We start from the raw sequence: 23,711 nt of genomic DNA on the forward strand, positions 1-23,711 counted from the left end.
TAATGACGGACAGCAAGCCCGAAGTGGCGGTCGTCATGGGATCGTCCAGCGACTGGGAGACCATGAAGCGCGCCTGCGACATCCTCGACCAGTTCGGCGTGGCCTATCACAAGCAGGTGATCTCGGCCCACCGCACCCCGGAGCTCATGGCCGACTTCGCGCACAACGCGCGCGCCAACGGACTCAAGGTCATCATCGCCGGCGCCGGCGGCGCCGCCCACCTGCCCGGCATGATCGCCGCGCAGACCACGCTGCCCGTCATCGGCGTGCCCGTGCGCTCCCACGCCCTGTCCGGCTGGGATTCGCTGCTCTCCATCGTGCAGATGCCCGGCGGCATCCCCGTCGCCACCACCGCCGTCGGCAACTCCGGCGCCACCAACGCCGGCCTGCTCGCCGTGCAGATGCTCTCCGCGTTCGAGCCCGACCTGGCCGACAAGCTCCAGGCCTACCGTGAGTCGTTGAAGGAGAAGGTGGCGGAATCCAATGCCCAGCTTGTTTGAGGAAACCCACGGCGCCACGCAGATGCTGCAGCCGGGCGCGACCATCGGCATCATCGGCGGCGGCCAGCTCGGCCGCATGATGGCCCTGAGCGCCAAGTACATGGGCTTCCGCATCGGCGTGCTCGACCCGACCCCCGACTGCCCGACCGCGCAGGTCGCCGACTTCCAGGTCGTCGGCGAGTACGACGACAAGACCGCCATCCATGATCTGGCGGAGAAGTCCGACGTGCTCACCTACGAGTTCGAGAACGTGGACGCCGATTCGATCGACGAGGTGCGCCACCTGGTCGCCGCCCCGCAGGGCACCGACCTGCTGCGCGTCACCCAGGACCGCATCAACGAGAAGACGTTCATCAACAAGCACGGCATCGAGACCGCCCCGTGGCGCGAGGTCAACGACTTCGACGAGCTCGAGGCCGCCATCGACGACCTGCATTACCCGTGCGTGTTGAAGACCCGTTCCGGCGGCTATGACGGCCACGGCCAGCATGTGCTGAGGAACGACATGGACCTGGAGAAGATCCGCGCCCGCGGCGACCGCGGCGGCGGCTTCCCCCCGTCCATCCTCGAAGGTTTCGTCGACTTCGCGTTCGAGGCGTCCATCCTCGTGTCCGGCAACGGCAAGGACTACGTGACGTTCCCGATCGTGCGCAACGACCACCGCAACAACATCCTCCACATGACGATCGCCCCCGCCGAGGTCGACCCCTCGATCGCGCGGACCGCGCACGAGATGGCGATCGCGCTCGCCAAGGGCTTCGAGCTGGCCGGCACGCTCGCCATCGAGCTGTTCGTCACCAAGGACGACCGCGTGATCGTCAACGAGCTCGCGCCGCGCCCGCACAACTCCGGCCACTACACGATCGAGGCGTGCTCCATCGACCAGTTCGACGCGCACATCCGCGGCATCGCCGGCTGGCCGCTCGTCCAGCCGAAGCTGCTGAGCCCCGCCGTCATGGTCAACGTGCTCGGCCAGCACGTGCTGCCCACGCGCGCGCAGATCGCCACGCACCCTGAATGGAACGTGCACGACTACGGCAAGGCGCAGCTGCGCCACAACCGCAAGATGGGCCACATCACCGTGCTCACCGACGACACCGCGCGCACCGTGGACGAGCTCGAGGCGACCGGTTGCTGGGACGACCTCAAGCCGTACGCGCGGCCGTTCGTGCGCCCCGTGCCGCCCGCCGGTTCCGCCGAAGCGAAGGCGTGAGCCGCGTCCATGGTCGAACACATTGAACGACAGACCAAGCAGAAGGATGCGATCCACGCGGCGCTCGCCGGCTGTGACGAGTTCATCTCTGCGCAGGACCTGCATCGGCGCATGCAGGACGAGGGCTCGCGCATCGGACTGGCCACCGTGTACCGGCAGCTGAACGCGCTCGCCGACTCGGGCGCGGCCGACACGATCCGCCTGGACGACCAGCAGTTGTTCCGCCTGTGCGGCGACGACGCGCACCACCATCATCTGGTGTGCAAGCGCTGCGGCCGCACGGTCGAGATCGAGCCGCCGGACGAGGCGTGGTTGCGCGGCGTGGCCGCCAGACACGGGTTCACCGTCGAAAGCCACACGCTCGAGGTCTTCGGGCTGTGCCCGGAATGCCGGGAGAAGCGGGAGAAGACGGCCGTCTGAGCGTTACGGAAGGGCGCGTCGCCGTCCTGTGGAGGGAAGGGCCGTTCCCGTCAGCATCGAATCATGATGCCGACGGGAACGGCCCTTTTCGTATGCTCGCGTGTCGTCTCGCAATCCGTTCCCGCATGCGACACGCCGCTGTAATGCTAATGATAATAGTTCTCAATATGTGTTATGGTGTGATGCGTCATATGGAGCGGCCGGACGTCGGCCGCGTAGAGAGGAAGCATCCATCATGTCCATTCCGACCACCATCAGGAACGCCGCCATGCGCGGACTGGCCGCCGTCACCGCGATCGTGGCGCTCGGCTCGCTCGCCGCCTGCGGTTCGTCGTCCAACGGCGACTCCGCTTCCGGGGCCTCGTCGTCCAATGGCAAGATCGAGGTCGTCGCGTCCATCAACCAGTGGGGCTCCGTCGCCCGCGACCTCGGCGGCGACCACGTCGACGTCACCGCGATCATGACGAAGACCAACGTGGAGGCGCACGACTACGAGCCCACCGCGCAAGACGTCGCGAAGATCGGTTCGGCGAAGGTCGCCGTCGTCAACGGCGCCGACTACGACGCGTGGGCGACCAAGGCCGTCGCATCCACCAAGGCCACGCTCGTCGACGCCGCCGAAGCGAGTGGCGTCAAGCAGGGCGGCAACCCGCACGTGTGGTTCTCCGCCAAGGTGCGCTCCGCCGCCGCCGATGCGATCACCAAGGCCTACCAGCAGGCCGACCCGGCCCATAAGGACGACTACGCCAAGCTCAACAAGGACTGGCATGCCAAGGAGGACCGGCTCGAATCGAAGATCGAGGAGACCTCCGCCAAGACCAAGGGGCTGCCGTACGCCGCCACCGAATCCGTCGCCTGGTACCTCGCCGACGACCTCGGCATGACCGACGCCACGCCGAAGGGCTACAAGCAGGCCTCCGCCAACGAGAGCGAGCCGACCCCCGGCGACATCACCGAGTTCCGCAAGGCCCTGACGAGCGGCGGCATCGACCTGCTCGTCCTCAACACGCAGGAGGAGAACTCCACCACCAAGCAGATCGTCTCCGCCGCCAAGGAGGGTAACGTGCCGACCGTCGAGCTCACCGAACAGATGCCGTCGCAGTACGACGACCTGCTCGACTGGATGGGCGCGCTCGTCGGCGATTTCGCCTCCGCCGCGAAGTAACGGCGCAATCCACGCAGGAGGGGAACGAAGGGTGCCGCGGATCAAATCCGAGGCACCCTTTGCGATAAGGTGAATGGTTGGAAAACGTGAGGAAACCGTCGCGGCTCTGGTCTTTCCAAGGTTCGACGGCGACAATGAACGGTTGTATGTCACACGGAACCGAGCGTATGGGTGAGTCAAGCAGTATGAATCAGGAATCGCATGCCAAGACCGGACACGACGCCGCGCGGGACGCGACCAGCGGGACGGGCCGACGGCCGCGTCGCGGGCTGCCCGAGCCTCGGCCGTTCCCCGGCTGGCTGTACGCCGTGCTGTTCCTCGTCTTCGACATCGCCGCCGTCGCGATCCTCGAGGTCGGCGTCAGCCTCGGCGCCTCCTCGCGCGTGACCCTGTCCAGCCCGGAGGTCGGCTGGGACTTCGTCGGCAAGATGTTCAACGCCCGGGAGCCCAACTTCGTGTTCCTGCTCAACATCCTGCTCGTCGGCGTGCTCTACCTCGCGCTGCTCATGATTTTCAACCGGTTCTGGATCGCCACGCCGGTGCTGGTGGCCGCAGCGATTGTCGTCGCCGTCATCGAGCATTTCAAAATCTCGATCCGTTACGAGGCCGTGCTGCCCTCCGACCTGAACTTCCTCAAGGCGGACGCCGGCAATCTCATGGGCTTCATGCCCGCCGGCGCGCACTGGGTGATCCTCGCCGCCATCGCCGTGTTCGCCGTGTTCGCCGCCGTGTTCGTCGCGCTCAACCACATCGACGCGCGCCACGGCAGGCTGTTCCGCGGCTCCGGACGTCAGGCCAGGTCGGCGGACGCCGTCGCGCGTCTGCTGCTCGTGCTCGTGCCCGGCCTGTTCTTCGGCCTGTACGCGATGCAGGTGAGCACCGTCGGCAGCTGGGCGAAGAACCTCGCCACCGTGATGGGCGACAAGCCGTCCATGTGGGATTCCGTGTACGACGCGCAGCGCAACGGCCCGCTCGTCGCGTTCATGCGCCAGGTCAACCCCAAGGTGATGGACAAGCCGTCCGAATACTCCGAGGAGACGATGCAGCAGGTCGCCCAACGCTACCGGAAGGCCGCCGCGAAGATCAACGCCACGCGTGGCAACAACCTCACCGACTCGACCGTCATCTACGTGCTGTCCGAATCCTTCTCCGACACGTCGCGCGTGCCCGGACTCAAGGTCAACAAGGATTCGATGCCGAACATCCGCTCGATCAAGGAGAACACCACCTCCGGCCTCATGCTCTCCTCCGGCTACGGCGGCGGCACCGCGAACCTCGAATACATGGGGCTCACCGGCCTGTCGATGGCGAACTTCGACTCGTCGCTGACGAGCCCCTACCAGCAGCTCGTCCCCGGCGAGCACTGGACGCCCACGATCAACCAGATGTGGGGCGCGCCGAAGAACTCGATCGGCCTGCATCCGTACGAATCCTCCATGTACTCGCGCGCCACCAACTACAAGAAGTTCGGCTTCTCCCACTTCTACACGCTCACCGGCCCGGACGTCATCTCCCACCAGGACCGGATCGACGACAGTCCCTACGTCTCCGACGCCGCCACGTACCAGAGCACGCTGGAGGAGGTGAGGAAGACCAAGTCCAACCAGTTCCTGCAGGTCATCACCATGCAGAACCACATGCCCTACCACGAGTGGTACAAGGACAACGACTTCACCGCCGAATCCAACACCGGCACGCCGCTCGGCAAGGACGAGCAGGAATCCATCGAGACCTACCAGAAGGGCCAGGCGATCACCGACGAGGCGACCGCCGACTTCCTCGACCAGCTCGACGCGATCGACAAGCCGGTCACCGTGGTCTTCTACGGCGACCATCTGCCCGGCATCTACTCGTCCGCCAGCGAGGACGACGACAACTCGCTCGCCCTCCACCTGACCGACTACTTCATCTGGTCGAACAAGGCCTCCAGCACGCAGGGCGTGAAGATCGACAACGCCGACTACTCGTCGCCGAACTTCTTCGTCGCGCAGGCCGCCGAACACATGGACGCCAAGGTGTCGCCGTACCTCGCGTTCCTCACGCTCATGCACCAGCACGTCTCCGCCATGGAGCCGCCGGTCGTCAACAAGATCCAAGGCTGGGACCGTATCCCCGAAGGCCAGGCGATCTACCTCGACAACGCAGGCAAGCCGATGGCCGCAAGCGACTTCGACGAGGAGACGAAACAGTTGCTGGAGGACTACAAGCTCATCCAGTACGACATCACCGACGGCCACAACTATCTCAAGGACACGGATTTCCTCACGCTGCCGTAAGGAGGCCTCCATGACCGATGACATCGACAACGCCATCGACGCGACGTTCGCACGGCTCACAGCCTCCTACGATTCCGGCCGCACACGCCCGCACGCATGGCGGCGCGCGCAGCTCGACGCGCTGCGCCGCATGCTGCGCGAGCATCGCGACGATTTCGCCGAAGCGGTCCGCGCCGACCTCGGCAAGCCGGCGGCCGAGACGATGCTCACCGAACTCGATCTCGTCGCCGCCGAAGCCCGGTTCGTACGCGACCGGATCGGCGTATGGACGCGCCGCAGACCGGTCGTGATGCCGTTGGCGTTGCAGCCCGCGGCCGGCTGGACCGTCGCCGAACCGAAAGGCGTCGTGCTCGTCATCGCGCCATGGAACTATCCGGTGCTGCTCACGCTCGGACCGTTGGCCGACGCGCTCGCCGCCGGCAATGCGGTCTGCGTCAAACCGTCCGAACTCGCGCCGCGCGCGTCGGCGCTGCTCGCGCGCCTGATCCCACGCTACCTCGACCCGGACGCGGTCGCCGTGGTCGAAGGCGGGGCGGGGGAGACCGGCGCATTGCTCGCGCATCCGTTCGACCACGTGTTCTACACGGGCGGCGAACGCGTCGGCCGAATCGTCATGCGGGCCGCGGCTGGGCACCTGACGCCGGTCACGTTGGAACTCGGCGGCAAATCGCCGGTCTTCGTCGACGGCACGACCGATCTCGCCGTGACGGCGCGGCGCATCGCGTGGGGGCGGTTCACGAACGCCGGACAGACCTGTGTGGCCCCCGACTATGTGCTCGCCACGCCGGACGTGGCGGAGGCGCTGGCGGAGCGGATAGCCGTCGCCATCCGCGAGTTCTACGGGGACGACCCGCGCCGTTCGCCCGACTATGGGCGCATCGTCAACGTGCGTCACGTGGAGCGGCTGCGCGGGCTGCTGCCCGCGGACGCCGTTTCCGCCGCCGTTCCGGCAGGTCCGGCGCGTCCGACGTCGCCGTTGGTTAGGGTGGCGTCCGTGTTCGGCGCCGTTTCGAATATGGTCGGGCGTCGTCTCGGCGCGTCCGGCGGCGGCGCCGCGCCGGACGCCGCCGGACGCGTGGTGTGCGGCGGCGTGGTCGACCGTGAGGCGCGGTACGTCGCGCCCACCGTGCTGTTCGGCACGTCGCCGGACGCGCCGGTGATGCGCGAGGAGATTTTCGGTCCGATTCTGCCGGTCCTGGTCGTGCGTGACGCGGATGCGGCGATCCGGTTCGTGAACGCCCGTCCGCGTCCGCTCGCCGCGTACGTGTTCTCACGGGATCGTGCGACGCGGCTCGCCTTCGAGCGGCGTACTTCGTCCGGCGCGTTGGGGTTCGGCCTGCCGTTGGGGCATCTTCTGTCCGCGCGCCTGCCGTTCGGCGGCGTAGGCGCGTCCGGCATGGGCGCCTACCATGGCAAGGCCGGGTTCGACACGTTCAGCCACGTCAAGACGGTGACGGTGAAGCCGCAGCATCCGGACACGCTGCGTCTGGTCTATCCGCCGTTCGACGCGATGACGCGAGGTGTCATCGATGTGTTGCGACGATTGAGTTGATTGATTGGCTTGAGGTCGTCTTCGTAGAAAACGCCGCTGAGCAACACTCAGCGGCGTTTTCTACGGAACTACGTCTATCCGGACTGAACGTGGGATTACGTGTGTGGCCTCAAGGCGCGGGAGACGAAGGCGTACGAAGGTACGTCGAGTCTCCCGCAACGCCGAGGACACTCCGTAATCACGCGTTCAGGGCTTTGAAGCCGATGTCGTGACGATAGAACATGCCCTCGGTGGGCAGCGCGTCGATGACCGCGTACACCTTGTCCTGCGCGTCCTTGATGGTGGGCGCGGAGGTTTCGACGAAGAGGACGCGGCCGGAGGAGGCGACGAGCTCGCCGTTCTCGTCCTTGGCGACGCCGGCGTAGTAGACGTGGGAGTCCTCGTCGACGGGGATGGTGGGGATCTTCGCGCCCTTGACGACGTTGGTCGGGTAGCCGTCGGAGGCGAGGACGACGCCGAGGGTGACGCGGTCGTCGTCCCAGGTGAACTCGGGGGTCTCGCCGTCGAGGATCGCGCTGATGCCGGCGGCCAGGTCGGAGGTGAGCTTCGGGAGGACGACTTCGGTTTCGGGGTCGCCGAAGCGGGCGTTGAATTCGATGACCTTGGGGCCGTCGGCGGTGGCGATGAGGCCAGCGTAGAGGATGCCGGTGAACGGCGTGCCCTCGTCGGCCATGGCCTGCACGGTGGGGCGCACGATCGTCTCGATGGCTTCGTCGACGACGGTCTGCGGAATCTGCGGCACGGGGCTGTAGGCGCCCATGCCGCCCGTGTTCGGGCCCTTGTCGCCGTCGTAGGCGCGCTTGTGGTCCTGGGAGATTGGCATCGGCCAGAACTCGGTGCCGTTGACGAAGCTCATCAGGGAGAACTCCTGGCCTTCGAGGAAGTCCTCGATGACGACCTTGGCGCCCGCGTTGCCGAAACGATGATCGATGAAGATGTCGTCGAGCGCGGCGACGGCGGTCTCGACGTCCATGGCGACGGTGACGCCCTTGCCGGCGGCCAGACCGTCGGCCTTGACGACGATCGGCGCGCCGTGCTCGCGCACGTAGGCGACGGCCGGTTCGAGCGCGTCGAAGGTCGCGTACTTGGCGGTGGGGATGCCGTGGCGTTCCATGAGCTGCTTGGCGAAGTCCTTGGAGCCTTCGATCTGGGCGGCGGCCTTGTTCGGGCCGAACGCCTTGAGGCCGGCGGCGGCGAAGTCGTCGACGAGACCGTCGATGAGCGGCACTTCGGGGCCGACGAACGCCCAGTCGTAGTCGTTGTCCTTCATGAAGTCGATGAGCGCCGCGTGGTTCGACTCGTCGATGTGGGAGGTGCGGATGCCGTCGAGCTCCATGCCGGGGTTGCCGGGGGCGACGGTCACCTCCTCGACGCTGCCGCCGCGCTGGAGCGCGTGGGCGATGGCGTGCTCGCGCGCGCCGGAACCGATGACCAGAACCTTCTGACCCATTGCGTGTTGTCCTTTCAATCCAAAGCCCCCGCTGGCGGGGGCTTCATGAAGCGTGAATGTTACTTGAGCGCGATCTGCGTGCCGTCGGCGTCCTCGACGATCTCGCCGATGCGGTAGCCGGCCTCGCCGTTGGCCTCGAGCAGCTTGATGGTCTCGTCGGCGCGCTCGGCGGGGACGGCGAGCACCATGCCGATGCCCATGTTGAAGATGTTGTACATCTCCATGTGGTCGATCTCGCCGGCCTTCTCCAGCACGTCGAAGATCGGCAGCACGGGCCAGGAGCCGAGCTTGATCTCGGCGGCGAGGCCGTCGGGGATCATGCGCGGCACGTTCTCGATGAAGCCGCCGCCGGTGATGTGCGCGACGCCCTTGACGACGCCCGCCTCGAACAGGGGCTTGAGGGCCTTCACGTAGATCTTGGTGGGGGTGAGGAGCACGTCGCCGAGCTTCGCGCCGTCGAGCTCGTCCAGCTCGGTGTCGACGGCGTAGCCGGCCTGCTCGAACAGGGCCTTGCGCACGAGGGAGAAGCCGTTGGAGTGGATGCCGGTGGACGGCAGGCCGATGAGCACGTCGCCCTTGGCGATGCCGGAGCCGTCGACGATCTTCGACTTCTCGGCCACGCCGACCGCGAAGCCGGCGAGATCATACTCGTCCTCGTCGTACATGCCGGGCATCTCGGCGGTCTCGCCGCCGATCAGGCCGCTTCCGGCCTGCACGCAGCCGTCGGCCACGCCGGCGACGACCTGCTCGAGCAGGGCCGGATCGTTCTTGCCGCAGGCGATGTAGTCGAGGAAGAACAGCGGTTCGGCGCCCTGGGCGGCGATGTCGTTGACGCACATGGCGACGCAGTCGACGCCGATGGTGTCGTGCTTGCCGACCATCTTGGCGACGACGAGCTTGGTGCCCACGCCGTCGGTGCCGGAGATGAGCACCGGCTCCTTGTAGCCGAGGGAGGCGAGGTCGAACAGGCCGCCGAAGCCGCCGATGCCGCCGACCACGCCGGGGCGGTTCGTGCGGGCGACGTGCGACTTGATGCGCTTGACGACTTCGTAGCCGGCTTCGACGCTCACGCCGGCGTTCTCATATGCTTTGGGCATTGGGGTTGGGCCTTTCTTGGGGCTGATGGGGTTGGGGCTTGTTTACTGTCGGACGTTTGTCAGGCGTTGTCCTGCGGACGGTCCTCGGGCTGCACGGTGTACTCGTTGCCGATGTACTTGCTCTTGTACAGCGCGAATTCGGGCAGGCGCACGCGGTCCTCGGGGGTGAGGGACTTGAGGAAGTCCTCCTCGTAGTCGTCGAGCGCGGTCGGGTAGTCGCCGTTGAAGTAGGCGACGCACAGGCCGCCGTACGGGGCGTCCGCGCCGAGGCCGATCGATTCGACCAGGCCGTCGAGCGACAGGAAGGCGAGCGAGTCGGCGCCGATGTACTCGCGGATCTCCTCGACCGACTTGTGGCCGGCGATCAGCTCGCGCGTGGTGGAGATGTCGATGCCGTAGAAGCACGGGTACTTGAGCGGCGGCGAGCTGATGCGCATGTGCACTTCGGCCGCGCCGGCCTCCTTGAGCAGCTGCACGATGCGCTTCGACGTGGTGCCGCGCACGATCGAATCATCGATGACGACGACGCGCTTGCCCTTGACGACGCTGCGCACGGCGGAGAGCTTCATGCGCACGCCCTGTTCGCGCAGCTCCTGCGTCGGCTGGATGAACGTGCGGGCCACGTACTGGTTCTTGATCAGGCCCATCTCGTTGGGCAGGCCCGCGGCCTCGGCGTAACCGGACGCGGCGGACAGCGAGGAGTTCGGCACGCCGATGACCATGTCGGCGTCCACGCCGGATTCGGCGGCGAGACGCGCGCCCATGCGCTTGCGGGCGGAGTGGACGTTCACGCCGTAGATGTCGGAGTCGGGGCGGGCGAAGTAGATGAACTCCATCGAGCAGATCGCGAGCTGCGTGTTGTTCGTGTACTGGACGATGCGGTAGCCGTGCTCGTTGACGACGACGATCTCGCCCGGGCGGATGTTGCGCACGAGTTCGGCGCCGACCACGTCGAGCGCGCAGGTCTCGGAGGCGAGCACGTAGGCGCCGTTCTTCATCTTGCCGAGGGAGAGCGGGCGGAAGCCGTTCGGGTCGAGCGCGCCGATCATCGCGTCCTCGGTCATGAGCAGGTAGGCGAAGCCGCCGTGGACGGTGTTGAGCGCCTCCTTGAGCTTGTCCATGAAGGTGCGCTGCATGGAGCGGCGGATGAGGTGCATGAGCACCTCGGTGTCCGAGTTGGAGTGGAAGATCGCGCCTTCGTCCTCCAGCTTGCGGCGCAGGGACGGGCAGTTGGTGAGGTTGCCGTTGTGGCACAGCGCCACGTCGCCGTCGTGGAAGCGGAAGATGAACGGCTGGATGTTGTCCGTCGTGCCGGAGCCGGCGGTCGCGTAGCGGACGTGGCCGATCGCGCGGTCGCCCTTGAGGCGTTCGATCTCGCGTTCGTCGCCGAAGACCTGGGTCAGGAGGCCCAGGCCGCGGTGTCCGGTGAGATGGCCGTTGTCGTTCGCGACGATGCCGGCGCCCTCCTGGCCGCGATGCTGCAGCGCGTGCAGTCCGAAATAGGTGAGTCGTGCGGCGTCGGGATGGCCCCACACGCCGAAGATGCCACATTCCTCATGAATGTCTTCGAGTTCAGCCGACAAGCCAAAGCTCCTTTTCAAACGTGGTCAGACATGGAGTTCACTACCCGTTCACCCTACCAATCGCCGGCTACATCATGGCGGCGCGTCGTGGCCGTGTCCGTGAGATGCGGATGACTGCGGATGACGATGACTTGCGCTGAGAGCATTACCGTTAAGAAGAAGCCCCGGTATCCCGCAGAATACCGGGGCGAGTTTAGGAAACCGTCAATCCCATATCTGGACACGTACCACGTCGACGGTCCCGGACAACTTATTCCATGTCCAAGGGCCTCTTTTTGCCGTGGTCACGTAATGACCGTTCTGGGAATATCGAATCTGGCCTCCGCCAATCGCCAGAGTGCGCCATTGTCCTACATTGCCCCATCGACCGGCTCGGATGCCGGCGTTTTTGAAGCCCGCGACATCGGCTCCGCTTGGAGTCATCAGACACAGCGTGAATGTGTCGCAGTAGCTTTGATAATCAATGTAGGGGGTGCCGGTGTCTTGATGCAAAGCCACCTTGGTAATGGTTCCCGTATCGACATCCTCCCATACGTCCTTTGGTGTGCTTGACAGGAGAAAGTCCGTCAGTTCCTGTTCAGTGTGGATGTTCAGCGAGGATTCAACCAGAGTGGGGCCGACCTGGATGAACTCTGGTTCGTTCGGCTGTGTGGGTTCATCGGCCATGGCTGCGGGTGCCATCAGCAAGGCGATTACACCGATGATGGCCATGATAATGTGTCTGATGTGCTGGTGCATGATTATTCCTTTCATCCGTTGGATGGGTCGTCAGTCCGGATAATCCCGATTCAATTCAATCCTGTTTTCGGTGCGTAGAACAGCGTGTGTAATGAATTCCACTACAGAGGGTGCGTGCAGTGAAAGTGGCGTCCCCATAGGGTATGGATGCGACGAGATGCCAGATTGAAGAATCCTTCTCCTCGATTCGGCAGTGCCCTCCAGCCTTATAGAGAGCATCGCAATAATATTGCATCCCAAGGTGTGTAGACATATACTTTGATTTTATGTCCTTTCTGTGATTTGTTAGAGATATTTGAATACCATTGTCATCGGTTGCTATGATGATTGCATAGCCGAATTCCGGATTTGCATATTTGGCGATGTTGATGAATATTTCGTTCAAAAAATCAGTTAACAGTAGTTCGTTGTGCGGGCTTATCTCATGATTCGATGAGTCGGGGAGTATGGCAATGCCCCGTATATGCAATTGTTCAAGATGGGACTGTTTCGTATTGACTAACGCCTTGAGATGTCGAATCCACGGTACTTCGATACCGTCATCGTATTTCACTTTTTGCTGGGATTCTATATCGTTGAATCTTTTCGGAGGTTGATTGTCGAAAGTGCGGATATTGCCGTTGGAGGGTGAGTGCATGGATTCGATGAGCTCACGTGTGTTGGCTATGGCTCGTAAAAGGATGGTTTTCAGTTCTTTCGTTTCTGACATATAGTCCACGTCATCGGAATCCGAAGCAAGGATGGCGTCGATATGCATCATGGCGTATGAAAGATCATTGGCAACCGAATCGTGGAGTTTATGGGCCGTGGCTGATCGGTGTTGAGCGCTTTGTAGGCGACATTCGGTGCGTAAGGCTCGTTCCCGCCAACGTAGGGAATAGCCCAGCAAGCATACCAGTATATAAACCGTGATGAGCGTTATGATGTTGGAGGTGGAGAGGAAATATATTTTCCCACAGGCGTATGCTGCGGATATGTCAATCGAGATGGCGATGGGGGTCGCGATAATGCCTTGAATGATATCCGTATAGGACAGAACGCCAACCGAGATATATAGGGGAATCGAGAATGTGCTGGCGAATATCACCGGGGTCGGCATGAGAAGGTATGCAATGGCGCTGGATGCTATAACGGCCCATGCTCCCAGTGCGGGTTGGACGCACATTCCCACCAGTGAGGCAATCGCCAGAATCGTCATTATCAGTTGGGGTGTCGCCGAATTTGAGTCAAATGATAGTAGACGACTTTCGTCGCTGATGAGAAGACAGGATGTGATTGTCGCAAGAAGGGTGATCCAACGATGTCTGATACAACGCGTCTTTGCGATTGCATGATTTGCAAGGTCGTTAATCCAGCGAGTGATATTTCGCACAAATTCGCAGTGCCTCATAACGGTTCTTGGCTCCCAATTTTCGTATTGCCCGGGTTACATGGGTGGAAACGGTGTGGGGGTTCATCCCAATGATTTCCGATATTTCCCGTAATGAATAGTGTGCGTTGCATAGACGGAGTATCTGTATTTCCGTTTCCGACAGTTGGCCGATTGTCGGGTTGGGGTTTGAGCAAACCAAATCATGCGCGGTTTTTGCGTCCATGAAGGGGCCGTTGCGGTCGATCGGTAGGCCGTGAGCGGCAATGGGAATCGCCGACAATAGTTTTTCGATGATGCTATTGCTTTTGTCGAGTATGCCTTGGGCTCCGGCGTGCGCCAATTCGGTTTCGTAATGTTCGATTGGATATGCGGTGATGCCAATGATTCCAATGGCTGGAGTTCTTCTTCGGATGGCTTCGCACAGTTGTACGCCCGACATGAGGTTAAGGACGATGTCCGTTATCAGTACATGGGGGACATTCTTTTCGAATAATGTTTTTTGAAGGGCCACGTCCGAGTCCTTCTCCGCCCAGATGACATCGATGCCCATATGTGTGGCCAGCGCCGCTCTCATCCACTGAAGCACGCATGCGTCATTGTCTACCAGCGCGACGCGGATCGGCGTAGCGTCGGAACGTTGGAATGTGCGGTTTGGGTTTGGCTGAGCCATGGCTCCTATGATAACTGCCGGGTAAGCACAGGGGCGTCGACGTGTAGTTATCTGACTTACATGGACCTCGCAACACGAATCGAACAGATGTTTGATTTTATGGTATCGTGGCAGTGTTGAGTTGTGGATATTCGAACGTTTGTTTGATGATGGGAGGTGGCGGTGATGCCGATGGCCGATGATTCCGGGCGGGGCCGCGTCTACCTCGCCATCGACCTCAAATCCTTCTATGCGTCCGTCGAATGTCATGCTCGTGGCCTCGACCCGTTGACGACGAATCTCGTCGTGGCCGACGAGACACGCACCGACAAGACGATCTGCCTCGCCGTGTCGCCGTCGCTCAAGGCGTACGGGCTGCCCGGCCGTCCGCGCCTGTTCGAGGCGAAGGAGCGGCTGCGTCGCGTGAACGCCGACCGCGCGCTCGCGGCCCCCGGCCGCCGGCTGATGGGGGAGTCGTGCGACGCGCGCGATCTGGAACGATCGCCGCGGCTCAAGGCGTCGATGATCATCGCCCCGCCGCGGATGGCGAGATACCTCGCCGTCAGCGGGAGCATCTACGGCATCTACCTCAGATACGCCGCCCCCGAGCACATCCACGTGTATTCGATCGACGAGGTCTTCATCGACGCCACGCCGTATCTCGCCGCGCTCGGCATGACCCCGCACGAGATGGCCATGACCATCGTGCGCGACATCCTGGGCGAGACCGGCATCACCGCGACGGCCGGCATCGGCACGAACCTGTACCTCGCGAAGGTCGCGATGGACATCGTCGCCAAGCATATGCCGGCGGATGCGGACGGCGTGCGCGTCGCCGAACTCGACGAGGCGTCGTACCGCCGCCTGCTGTGGGACCATCGCCCGCTCACCGACTTCTGGCGGGTCGGGCGCGGGTACGCGCGCAAACTCGAGAAGGCGGGGCTCATGACGATGGGCGACGTCGCGCGGTGCTCGGTGGGGCGCGCCTCCGACTACTACAACGAGGATCTGCTCTACCGCATGTTCGGCGTGAACGCGGAACTGCTCATCGACCACGCGTGGGGGTGGGAGCCGTGCACGATCGCCGACATCAAGTCGTATGAGCCGGACGCGCACAGCACCAGCATCGGCCAGGTGCTCACCGGACCGGCCGACTGGAGCACCGCGCGGCTCATCGCCAAGGAGATGGCCGATGCGCTCGCGTTGGACCTCGTCGGCAAAGGCGTGCGCACGAACCGGCTCACGCTCGTCGTCGGATACGACGTCGGCAGCCTCGACGCGGGCCTGCTGGACGATTGCGAGGCGCCGGAGACAAAACGTCTGGCGAGACGCGCCGCCGAGTCCTATCACGGCCCGGTGGCGGTCGACCATTACGGTCGCAAGGTACCCAAACCGTCGGCCGGTTCGATCGGATTGGGGGAGTTCACGTCCTCGTCGGCGCGCATCCGCGAGGCGATGACGCTGCTGTTCGAACGCATCGTGGACCCGAGGCTGCTGGTGCGCCGGCTCACCGTCGTCGCCGACGATCTCGCCACGGACGGGGAGCTCGCCGCCGGCAAACGCTATGAGCAGCCCGACCTGTTCGATGCGGATGCCGCGGCAGGCGGGGATGCCGGGGAATCCGATGCCGTCCGGCCCTGTGGCGATGCCGGCGGGGAATCCGACGCCGGGACCGACCGCGACGCGGTGGACCGCGCGCTGCTGGCGATCAAACGCCGGTTTGGGAAGAACGCGGTCGTCAAGGCCATGAACATGGAACCCGGCGCCACCGGCATCGAACGCAACAACCAGATCGGAGGACATCACCGTTAAGCGGACAACCCGGTGGGTTGTCCGTAGGTGATGTGCGAGCCGACAGGCGAGCCTGCGTATGCGGGTGCAGCCCGTCCTTACCGACAGGAGACCGAGCGACATGGCATTGCATGAGACACACCGATACGACGACATCATCGATCTGCCGCACCACGTGTCGCGACGGCATCCGCCGATGTCACGGCACAAACGCGCGGCCCAGTTCATGCCGTTCGCCGCGTTGACCGGCTACGAGCAGGTCATCGAGGAGACCGCGCGCCGCGTCGAGGAGACCGTCGCCGCCCGCGACTCCCAGTTCGACCGCGACTTCGGCGCGTGACCATGGAACGGGTGCGGCTCATGCGGTCGCGGTCAAGCATCCGACCGTGGCTCGGCTGCGAACGGTGACGCGGTGTACTCTGTGTCGGCATCGGATCGGACGGGAAAGGAGGCGCGGGAATGACCGAGGCGGTCGTGATGCTCGCGTTCTGCGCAACGCTGTTCGTAAGCGTCGCGCAAGGCTGGTCGATCATCCCCGCGCTGCTGATCGGCATGGTGCTGTTCGTCGGATACGGGTTGGCGCGTGGCCGGAAGCTGTCCGCGATGACGCGCCGTGCCGCCGGCAGCATCCGCGCCGCCGGAATGATTCTCGTGACGTTCGCGCTGATCGGCATGCTGACCTCCCTGTGGCGGGCCAGCGGCACCATCGCGTTCATCGTCGCCCACGCCTCGTCCCTGATTCACGGCGTGACCGTACTGCCGCTGACGTTCCTTCTTTGCTCGGCGATGTCGATGCTGATTGGCTCGTCGTTCGCCAGCGCCGCGACCATGGGTACGATCTGCATGTCATTGGGCTTGTCGATGGGCGCCCATCCGGCGATGCTCGGCGGCGCGGTGCTCGCCGGCGTATACGTGGGGGATCGGTTCTCCCCGGTCTCCACCAGTGCGTTGCTCGTCGCGCAACTCACGCACACAAATCTGTTCTCCAACCTCGGGCGCATGCTGCGTACCGGAGCGGTGCCGTTCGCGTCGAGCTGCATCGTCTATGCGGTGGCCGCCGTGACCGGCATCATGTCCGGGGACGGAACGTCGTCGGCCGTCTCCGGAGGCGTCCCGATCGCCGGATTGTTCGCGAAGGCGTTCGACCTGCATTGGCTCACCGTGACGCCGGCGATCCTCGTGGTCGTCATGGCGTTGCTGCGTGTCGGCGTGCGGCTGACGATGCTGGCAAGCATCGCCGTATCCGCGGTGGTATGCGTCGGCGTGCAGCGCATGACCTGGCCGGAACTGCTGCGTCTCCTCGTTTCCGGATACCATGCCGTCGATCCACATGTCGGCGCGTTGCTCGACGGTGGGGGCATGATCTCCATGGTGAACGTGGCGGCGATCGTATGCATCTCCTCCGCCTACGCGGGCATCTTCGCCGAAACCCGCATGCTCGCCCGATTGCGGCATGCCATCGACGCGTTGGGCTTCCGCATCGGCGCGACCGGCGCGACCACGGCCGTCGCGGCAGGTGCCGCGGCGCTCTCCTGCAACCAGACCCTGACGATCATGCTCACCCACCAGCTCTGCACGGGACTGTACGGTGACGACGAGGCGGCGCGCGGCGCGTTTGCCGTCGACCTGGAGGATTCCGCCGTCGTCATCGCGCCGCTGGTACCCTGGTCGATCGCCGGCGCGGTGCCGTTGGCCACGATAGGCGCGCCCACCGTGAGCATCGCCGCCGCGACGTTCCTCTATCTCCTGCCGCTCACCCGGCTTCTGGCGTCGGCCATACGCAGGCATCGGCGTGCGACGGTTCCCACGGAATGCGGCGAGTCCGGAGAACTGCGGGATGATGACGCTATCATGGCATCCGTATGACGTGATGAGGATTTCCACGAAAGGACGATCGACGATGGGCATGAGAACGGGAACGATGTTGGCCACCATGATGCTGTGCGGTGCGCTCGCCATCGGACTGGGCGCATGCGGGTCGTCGAACGCCTCCGCCGCGAACGGATCGGCGAACGGCTCCGCGAGCAGCTCGCAGACCGACGGGGGCTCCTCCAAGAAGTCCGAACAGTCCGAACAGTCCAAACAGTCCGACAAGACGGATTCCTCCGATTCCTCCGATGCCTCGGCGTCGGCATCCGCCACTCCGGTCGACATCACCGGCACCTACGAGTTCTCTGATTTCGGCAAGGACTGCACGAAGGACTGCAAGATCACCGTCACCGTCAAGGACGGTATGATTTCCGCCGTCATGTCCGACGACTTCGGCAAGTACCCGTACTGGTACGGCACCGTCGATTCGGAGTCCATCGCGAAGACCGGCAAGTGGACGAGCAAGGCCGATTCGAAGTCCGCGCAAGGCAAGAAGGTCACCAAGTCGGAATTCGGCTCCGAGGACTCCACCAAGGTGTTCACCTACGACGCGAAGGCCAAAAGCATCAACTTCGATCTCAAGTTCTACGTGCGCGTCAACCACGTGAAGGCCAAGCTCATCGGCTGAGCCGCCGGCGTCGTGGTCGGCGAGCCGCGTCGATGACGAATCACCCGCCGATGAGCCCCGCCGCGGCGAACGCCTCGCGATAGACGGCGACGAGGTCGTCCAGCCGCATCGACGCGTTCGCCGGACTCGTCGACGGCAGCGGCGTCATCGGCACGTCGAGGCCGGCCGCGTCCAGTAGCGGCGCGATGAGACGCCGATACAGCTGCGCCGCCTTGCCGCCCGTCGTGAAGACATGCGCGATCGGCGCGTCGCGTAGGATCGGAACGATGTCGTTCGGCACCGCATTGCGGATGGTGGAATCGCTCGCCCCCGTGATGTCGCATGAGGCGATCACATCCCACAACGCCACGTGATGCCGCAACGCGAACGCGCGGCGCGAAGCGGGGGAGTCGCCCACACGGTCGGAGGGGTCGGAGGGATCCGCGAACAGCGCCTGAAGCACCGGCCAGAACCGGTTGCGCGGATGCATGTAGTAGAACGCCGCCTCCCGCGACTTCGGACTCGGCATCGACCCCAACACCAACATCCGCGACGAATCATCCCACACCGGCCCGAACCCATGCTCCACACGCACCATGCCGCCCATGATAATCGTGTCGCGTGTTGCTGATGCGTAGGGGACTTTGTTTAGTCGGCTTTGACGGCCTCACGGAGTGTGATTCGTTTACCCGTGGACCACCATGAGCCGGGCGAGACACGTCGAATCATCGGGGAGGATGACGCTCACGCCGCCCGAATACCCCTCGAACGGCAACGTGGCCTTGGGGCCATCTGTCGCCGCGCAGGTCAAGGTGTCCGTCGACAACTACGAGGTCGAGGACTGACGTCCCCCGGTTCATCGACCGAGCCGCAGACCTCATGGGAACACCAACGTAGTCTTGGTGAAAGGTTACGCTTTCATTATCTCGCGCCCAGTAGATGAACGAAGGAGACGTATACATGGGCAAGACCGTCAAAGTAATCATCGGCGTCGTGATTATCGTCGCATGCGTTGCGACGGGAGTGTTCGGACGCAGCATCATCGACGGGTTCCTCAACCCGCATCCGACGCTCACCAACACCGTGGTTGCCAAGCAACTGGAAAAGATCCAGGATCTGACCACGGCGAAGGAGACCGATTTCGGGTTTGAGAAATACGATGAGGGCGGTGTCGCGTTCATCAACAAGAAGTCGTTCACGATGTTCTACTCGTATGAGGCCCGTGCCGGCATCGACCTCGGCAAGGCCGACATCTCCGTCGATAATGAGAAGAAGACCATCGACATCACGCTGCCCGCGCCGACGATCCAGTCGGTGTCGGTCAATCCGGACACTTTGCAGTTCTTCGATCAGCAGTCGTCGATACTCAACTCTTCGGATGTCGGCGATGCGGCGACCGCGTTGCAGGACGCCAAGAAGAGCGCCGAGAAGAAGCTGAACAAGGGCGAGCTGCTGACCACCGCCAACGAGCAGGCCAAGGACGTCATCGAGCGTATGTATTCGCCGATCGCCGAGACGGATGGCTACACGGTGGACGTGACCACCACCGACCCGAAGTCGTGAATCGGGAACCGTAGATATGGAAAAGGGGAGACCTTCGGGTCTCCCCTTTTCCATACGGATGCTAGATCATCAGGCGGCGAAGTAGTCGACGCCGGCCTCGAAGATCGGCTGGTACTTGTCGCCGGGCACGTTCACGTACAGGCCGTTGCCGGAACGCTCCGAGTGGCCCATCTTGCCGAACACGCGGCCGTCCGGGCTGGTGATGCCCTCGATGGCGAGCATCGAGCCGTTCGGGTTGACGTCCAGATCCATGCCGGGCACGCCCGCCTCGCTCACGTACTGCGTGGCGATCTGGCCGTTGGCCTTGAGGCGCGCCAGCGTCTCGTCGGAGGCGACGAAACGGCCCTCGCCGTGGGAGATGGCGACCGTGTGCACGTCGCCCACGTTGGTCTTCGCGAGCCACGGGGACAGGTCGGAGGCGACGCGCGTGCGCACGAGACGGCTCTGGTGGCGGCCGATTGTGTTGAACGTCAGCGTCGGGCAGGTGGCGTCCATGTCGACGATGTCGCCGAACGGCACCAGACCCAGCTTGATGAGCGCCTGGAAGCCGTTGCAGATGCCGAGCATCAGGCCGTCGCGGTTCTTCAGCAGGTCGCGCACCGCCTCGGTGACGGCGGGGGCGCGGAAGAACGCGGTGATGAACTTGGCGGAGCCGTCCGGCTCGTCGCCGCCCGAGAAGCCGCCCGGGATCATCACGATCTGGCTCTTGCCGATCTCCTCGACCAGCTTGGCGGTGGACTCGGCCACCGCGGCCGGCGTGAGGTTGTTGACGATCAGCGTGTGCGCCTCGGCGCCCGCACGCTCGAACGCGGCGGCCGAGTCGTACTCGCAGTTGTTGCCCGGGAACACGGGGATGATGACGCGCGGCTTGGCCACGCCGGAACCCACGTACACGGTCTTCTTCACGCCGGCCTCGGCCGCGTGGAAGTCGATCGTCTCGACGGTCTCCGTCTTCTCCGCGCCGCGGGAACGGTACGGGAACACGGATTCGATGCCGCCCTCCCACGCGTCCTGCGTGCCCGCGAGGTCGAGCGTCTCGCCGGCGGCCGTGAACTCGTAGGCCTCGGTGGTCATGCCGATCTCGCCGACCTCGACCAGGTTGGAGACGGCCGGGATCTTCTCGTTGTCCTTGAGCTCGACGATGAACGAGCCGTACGCCGGCTTGAACAGGTCGTCGAGCGCGATGCCGTCGTTCAGAGCCACGCCGATGCCGTTGCCCACGGTCATCTTGAACAGCGCCTCGGCGGTGCCGCCGTAGCCCGGCGTGGACACGGCCAGCGCGGTGCCGAAGTCGGTGAGCTCCTCAACCAGGCCGAACGCGTCGAGCAGCGCGTCCTTGTCCGGCGTGAGGCCGTCGGCCAGGTAGCGCGGCGCGATGCGCACGATGCGGTGGCCGGCGCCCTTGAACTCGGGGGAGGTGGCGCGCTTCATGTTGCCCACGGCCACGGCGAAGGAGATCAGGGTCGGCGGCACGTCGAGATCCTCGAACGAGCCGGACATGGAGTCCTTGCCGCCGATCGCGCCGGTGCCGAGGTCGATCTGCGCCATCAGCGCGCCGAGCACGGCGGCCATCGGCTTGCCCCAGCGTTCCGGCTCGTCGCGCAGCTTCTCGAAGTACTCCTGGAAGCTCAGGTACGCCTTCTCATGCTCGAAGCCGGCGGCCACCAGCTTGGCGAGCGATTCGACGACGGACAGGTACGCGCCGGTGAACTGGTTCTTCTCCATGATGTACGGGTTGAAGCCCCAGGCCATCGCGGATGCGGTCGTGGTCTCGCCGAACACGGGGAGCTTGGCGACCATCGCCTCGTTCGGGGTGAGCTGCCTGACGCCGCCGAACGGCATAAGCACGGTGCCCGCGCCGATCGTCGAGTCGAAGCGCTCCGACAGACCCTTGTTGGAGGCCACGTTGAGGTCGGTGACGAGGGCGTGCATGCGCTCGGCCAGCGTGCCGGTCGTCCACGCGGACGGCACCGCGTACGCCTGCTGCGCTTCGATGTGCACGGCCTGATGCTTCGGCGCGCCGTTGGAGGCGAGGAACTCGCGGGTGAGGTTCACGATCTCGTCGCCGTTCCAGGTCATCACCATGCGCGGGTCCTCGGTCACGGTGGCGATCACCGTCGCCTCGAGGTTCTCCTCGCGCGCGTAGCCGAGGAACTCGTCGACGTCCTCCGCGGCCACGTCGACGGCCATGCGCTCCTGCGATTCGGAGATCGCCAGCTCGGTGCCGTCGAGGCCCTCGTACTTCTTCGGGACGGTGTTGAGGTCCAGGTACAGGCCGTCGGCCAGCTCGCCGACCGCCACGGACACGCCGCCCGCGCCGAAGTCGTTGCAGCGCTTGATGAGACGGCACGCGTCGCCACGGCGGAACAGGCGCTGCAGCTTGCGCTCGACCGGCGCGTTGCCCTTCTGCACCTCGGCGCCGTCGAGTTCCAGCGATTCGACGTTGTGGGCCTTGGAGGCGCCCGTCGCGCCGCCGATGCCGTCGCGTCCGGTGCGTCCGCCCAGCAGGATGATCTTGTCGCCGGGGGCCGGGGTCTCGCGGCGCACGTGGTCGGCCGGGGTGGCGGCCACGACCGCGCCCACCTCCATGCGCTTGGCCACGTAGCCCGGGTGGTAGATTTCGTCGACCTGACCGGTGGCGAGGCCGATCTGGTTGCCGTAGGACGAGTAGCCGGCGGCCGCGGTGGTCACGAGCTTGCGCTGGGGGAGCTTGCCCTCGAGCGTCTCGGAGACCGGCACGGTCGGGTCGGCGGCGCCGGTCACGCGCATCGCCTGGTACACGTAGGAGCGGCCCGACAGGGGGTCGCGGATGCAGCCGCCGATGCAGGTGGCGGCGCCGCCGAACGGCTCGATCTCGGTCGGGTGGTTGTGGGTCTCGTTCTTGAACAGGAACAGCCAGTCCTGCTGTTCGCCGTCGACGTCCACCTTCACCTTGACGGTGCAGGCGTTGATCTCCTCGCTCTCGTCGAGGCCGGTGAGGATACCGTTCTTCTTGAGCCACTTCGCGCCGATCGTGCCCATGTCCATCAGGCACAGGGGCTTGGAGTCGCGGCCGAGCTCGTGGCGCAGTTCGAGGTAGCGCTCGAACGCGGCCTTGACGACCTCGTCGTCGATGGCGACGTCGGTGAGAATCGTGCCGAACGTCGTGTGGCGGCAGTGGTCGGACCAGTAGGTGTCGATGACCTTGATCTCGGTGATCGTGGGCTCGCGGCCCGCCTCGGCGAAGTACTTCTGGCAGAACTCGAGATCCGCGAGGTCCATGGCGAGGCCGCGCTCGTCGATGAACCTCTGGCCGGCCTCGGCGTCCATCTCGTTGAATCCGGCGATGACCTCGACCTTGCCGGGCGTCGGCACGGCGGTCTTCAGCGTCTCCTTGACGTCGAGGGACGCCTCGCGCGCCTCGACCGGGTTGATGACGTAGCGCTTGATCGCCTCGACGTCGGCCTCGGTCAGGTCGCCTTCGAGGGCGTACAGCTTGGCGGAGCGCACGGTGGGGCGCTCGCCCTGCGAGATGAGCTGGATGCATTCGCTGGCGGAGTCGGCGCGCTGGTCGAACTGGCCGGGCAGGAACTCGGTGGCGAACACCTTCGCCGCGCCGAAGTCGGGCAGGTCGTTGGCGACGTCGTCCACCTGCGGCTCGCTGAACACGGTGGGCGTGGCCTGGGCGAACAGCTCGGCGCTGATGCCCTCCACGTCGTAGCGGTTCACGATGCGCACGGATTTCAGGCCGGCGATGCCGAGGATGGTCTTCAGCTCGCCTGCGAGCTGCTGAGCCTCGACGTCGAAGCCGGGCTTCTTCTCCACGTACACGCGGAAAACCATGAGGGTCCTTTCGGGAATATTGAACGGAATCCTAAAACATCGGC

20 protein-coding genes are annotated in these 23,711 nt (G+C 64.4%); 12 read left to right on the top strand and 8 right to left on the bottom strand.

Annotation, left to right across the window (positions count from 1 at the left end; all coding sequences use genetic code 11):
* Positions 1-2 precede the first annotated feature (2 nt).
* The 6 genes from purE to AC1AYD_RS00140 all read left to right on the top strand — a co-directional run bounded on the left by purE (position 3) and on the right by AC1AYD_RS00140 (position 7,126).
* The gene (gene purE, locus AC1AYD_RS00115; protein WP_034526948.1) at positions 3-500 is read left to right on the top strand and encodes a 5-(carboxyamino)imidazole ribonucleotide mutase; all 498 of its coding nucleotides are present in this window, start codon (positions 3-5) and stop codon (positions 498-500) included.
* Positions 484-1,713 carry a 5-(carboxyamino)imidazole ribonucleotide synthase gene (purK, locus tag AC1AYD_RS00120; protein WP_476531669.1) on the top strand — a complete coding sequence of 410 codons (1,230 nt, stop codon included), beginning with the start codon at positions 484-486 and terminating at the stop codon, positions 1,711-1,713. Before purE ends, purK begins: the two co-directional genes overlap by 17 nt.
* A gap of 9 nt (positions 1,714-1,722) precedes the next feature.
* The gene (locus AC1AYD_RS00125) at positions 1,723-2,133 is read left to right on the top strand and encodes a Fur family transcriptional regulator (RefSeq protein WP_476544514.1); all 411 of its coding nucleotides are present in this window, start codon (positions 1,723-1,725) and stop codon (positions 2,131-2,133) included.
* Between the two features lie 235 nt (positions 2,134-2,368).
* On the top strand, positions 2,369-3,298 hold the full coding sequence (locus AC1AYD_RS00130; protein ID WP_476531670.1) for a metal ABC transporter solute-binding protein, Zn/Mn family: 930 nt from the start codon (positions 2,369-2,371) through the stop codon (positions 3,296-3,298).
* Between the two features lie 185 nt (positions 3,299-3,483).
* A complete protein-coding gene (locus tag AC1AYD_RS00135) occupies positions 3,484-5,574 on the top strand; it encodes a sulfatase-like hydrolase/transferase (RefSeq protein ID WP_476531672.1) in 2,091 nt (696 codons plus the stop codon).
* A 10-nt stretch (positions 5,575-5,584) separates the two neighbouring features.
* Complete coding sequence (locus AC1AYD_RS00140) at positions 5,585-7,126, top strand: aldehyde dehydrogenase family protein (RefSeq protein WP_476544515.1); 1,542 nt, start codon at positions 5,585-5,587, stop codon at positions 7,124-7,126.
* Positions 7,127-7,304: 178 nt separating this feature from the next.
* Here the strand turns inward: AC1AYD_RS00140 and purD are convergent, their stop codons facing one another.
* The 6 genes from purD to AC1AYD_RS00170 all read right to left on the bottom strand — a co-directional run bounded on the left by purD (position 7,305) and on the right by AC1AYD_RS00170 (position 14,036).
* Positions 7,305-8,576, bottom strand: coding sequence for a phosphoribosylamine--glycine ligase (purD, locus tag AC1AYD_RS00145; RefSeq protein ID WP_476544516.1), 1,272 nt, complete (start codon positions 8,574-8,576; stop codon positions 7,305-7,307).
* A gap of 59 nt (positions 8,577-8,635) precedes the next feature.
* Entirely contained in the window at positions 8,636-9,673 is a 1,038-nt protein-coding gene (gene purM, locus AC1AYD_RS00150) for a phosphoribosylformylglycinamidine cyclo-ligase (protein WP_476544517.1), read from the bottom strand.
* A gap of 59 nt (positions 9,674-9,732) precedes the next feature.
* Positions 9,733-11,256: an amidophosphoribosyltransferase gene (gene purF / locus AC1AYD_RS00155; RefSeq protein WP_101622061.1), complete on the bottom strand. Its 1,524-nt coding sequence runs from the start codon at positions 11,254-11,256 to the stop codon at positions 9,733-9,735.
* 204 nt (positions 11,257-11,460) lie between these two features.
* A complete protein-coding gene (locus tag AC1AYD_RS00160) occupies positions 11,461-11,994 on the bottom strand; it encodes a hypothetical protein (protein WP_101622062.1) in 534 nt (177 codons plus the stop codon).
* 55 nt (positions 11,995-12,049) lie between these two features.
* Complete coding sequence (locus AC1AYD_RS00165) at positions 12,050-13,192, bottom strand: histidine kinase (RefSeq protein WP_165784849.1); 1,143 nt, start codon at positions 13,190-13,192, stop codon at positions 12,050-12,052.
* 148 nt (positions 13,193-13,340) lie between these two features.
* The gene (locus AC1AYD_RS00170) at positions 13,341-14,036 is read right to left on the bottom strand and encodes a response regulator (protein WP_476544518.1); all 696 of its coding nucleotides are present in this window, start codon (positions 14,034-14,036) and stop codon (positions 13,341-13,343) included.
* Positions 14,037-14,207: 171 nt separating this feature from the next.
* Between AC1AYD_RS00170 and AC1AYD_RS00175 the strand changes: the two genes are divergently transcribed.
* From AC1AYD_RS00175 to AC1AYD_RS00190, 4 genes are all read left to right on the top strand, one after another.
* Positions 14,208-15,827 (top strand): Y-family DNA polymerase, encoded by a 1,620-nt coding sequence (locus AC1AYD_RS00175; RefSeq protein ID WP_101622121.1) that lies wholly within the window; start codon positions 14,208-14,210, stop codon positions 15,825-15,827.
* 100 nt (positions 15,828-15,927) lie between these two features.
* Complete coding sequence (locus AC1AYD_RS00180; protein ID WP_101622064.1) at positions 15,928-16,146, top strand: hypothetical protein; 219 nt, start codon at positions 15,928-15,930, stop codon at positions 16,144-16,146.
* Positions 16,147-16,265: 119 nt separating this feature from the next.
* Entirely contained in the window at positions 16,266-17,672 is a 1,407-nt protein-coding gene (locus AC1AYD_RS00185) for a Na+/H+ antiporter NhaC family protein (RefSeq protein ID WP_101622065.1), read from the top strand.
* A gap of 55 nt (positions 17,673-17,727) precedes the next feature.
* A complete protein-coding gene (locus AC1AYD_RS00190; protein ID WP_476544519.1) occupies positions 17,728-18,303 on the top strand; it encodes a hypothetical protein in 576 nt (191 codons plus the stop codon).
* A 40-nt stretch (positions 18,304-18,343) separates the two neighbouring features.
* Here the strand turns inward: AC1AYD_RS00190 and AC1AYD_RS00195 are convergent, their stop codons facing one another.
* On the bottom strand, positions 18,344-18,880 hold the full coding sequence (locus AC1AYD_RS00195; protein ID WP_101622122.1) for a DNA-deoxyinosine glycosylase: 537 nt from the start codon (positions 18,878-18,880) through the stop codon (positions 18,344-18,346).
* A gap of 103 nt (positions 18,881-18,983) precedes the next feature.
* Here AC1AYD_RS00195 and AC1AYD_RS00200 point away from each other — a divergent pair, with 103 nt between their 5' ends.
* On the top strand, positions 18,984-19,127 hold the full coding sequence (locus AC1AYD_RS00200; protein WP_165784851.1) for a hypothetical protein: 144 nt from the start codon (positions 18,984-18,986) through the stop codon (positions 19,125-19,127).
* Between the two features lie 115 nt (positions 19,128-19,242).
* Positions 19,243-19,845, top strand: coding sequence for a DUF4230 domain-containing protein (locus AC1AYD_RS00205; protein ID WP_243394323.1), 603 nt, complete (start codon positions 19,243-19,245; stop codon positions 19,843-19,845).
* Between the two features lie 69 nt (positions 19,846-19,914).
* On the opposite strand, the gene AC1AYD_RS00210 is transcribed toward AC1AYD_RS00205, so the two are convergent.
* Positions 19,915-23,667 carry a phosphoribosylformylglycinamidine synthase gene (locus AC1AYD_RS00210; RefSeq protein ID WP_476544520.1) on the bottom strand — a complete coding sequence of 1,251 codons (3,753 nt, stop codon included), beginning with the start codon at positions 23,665-23,667 and terminating at the stop codon, positions 19,915-19,917.
* Positions 23,668-23,711 lie beyond the last annotated feature (44 nt).

It is taken from the genome of Bifidobacterium sp. LH_426 (assembly GCF_056356875.1).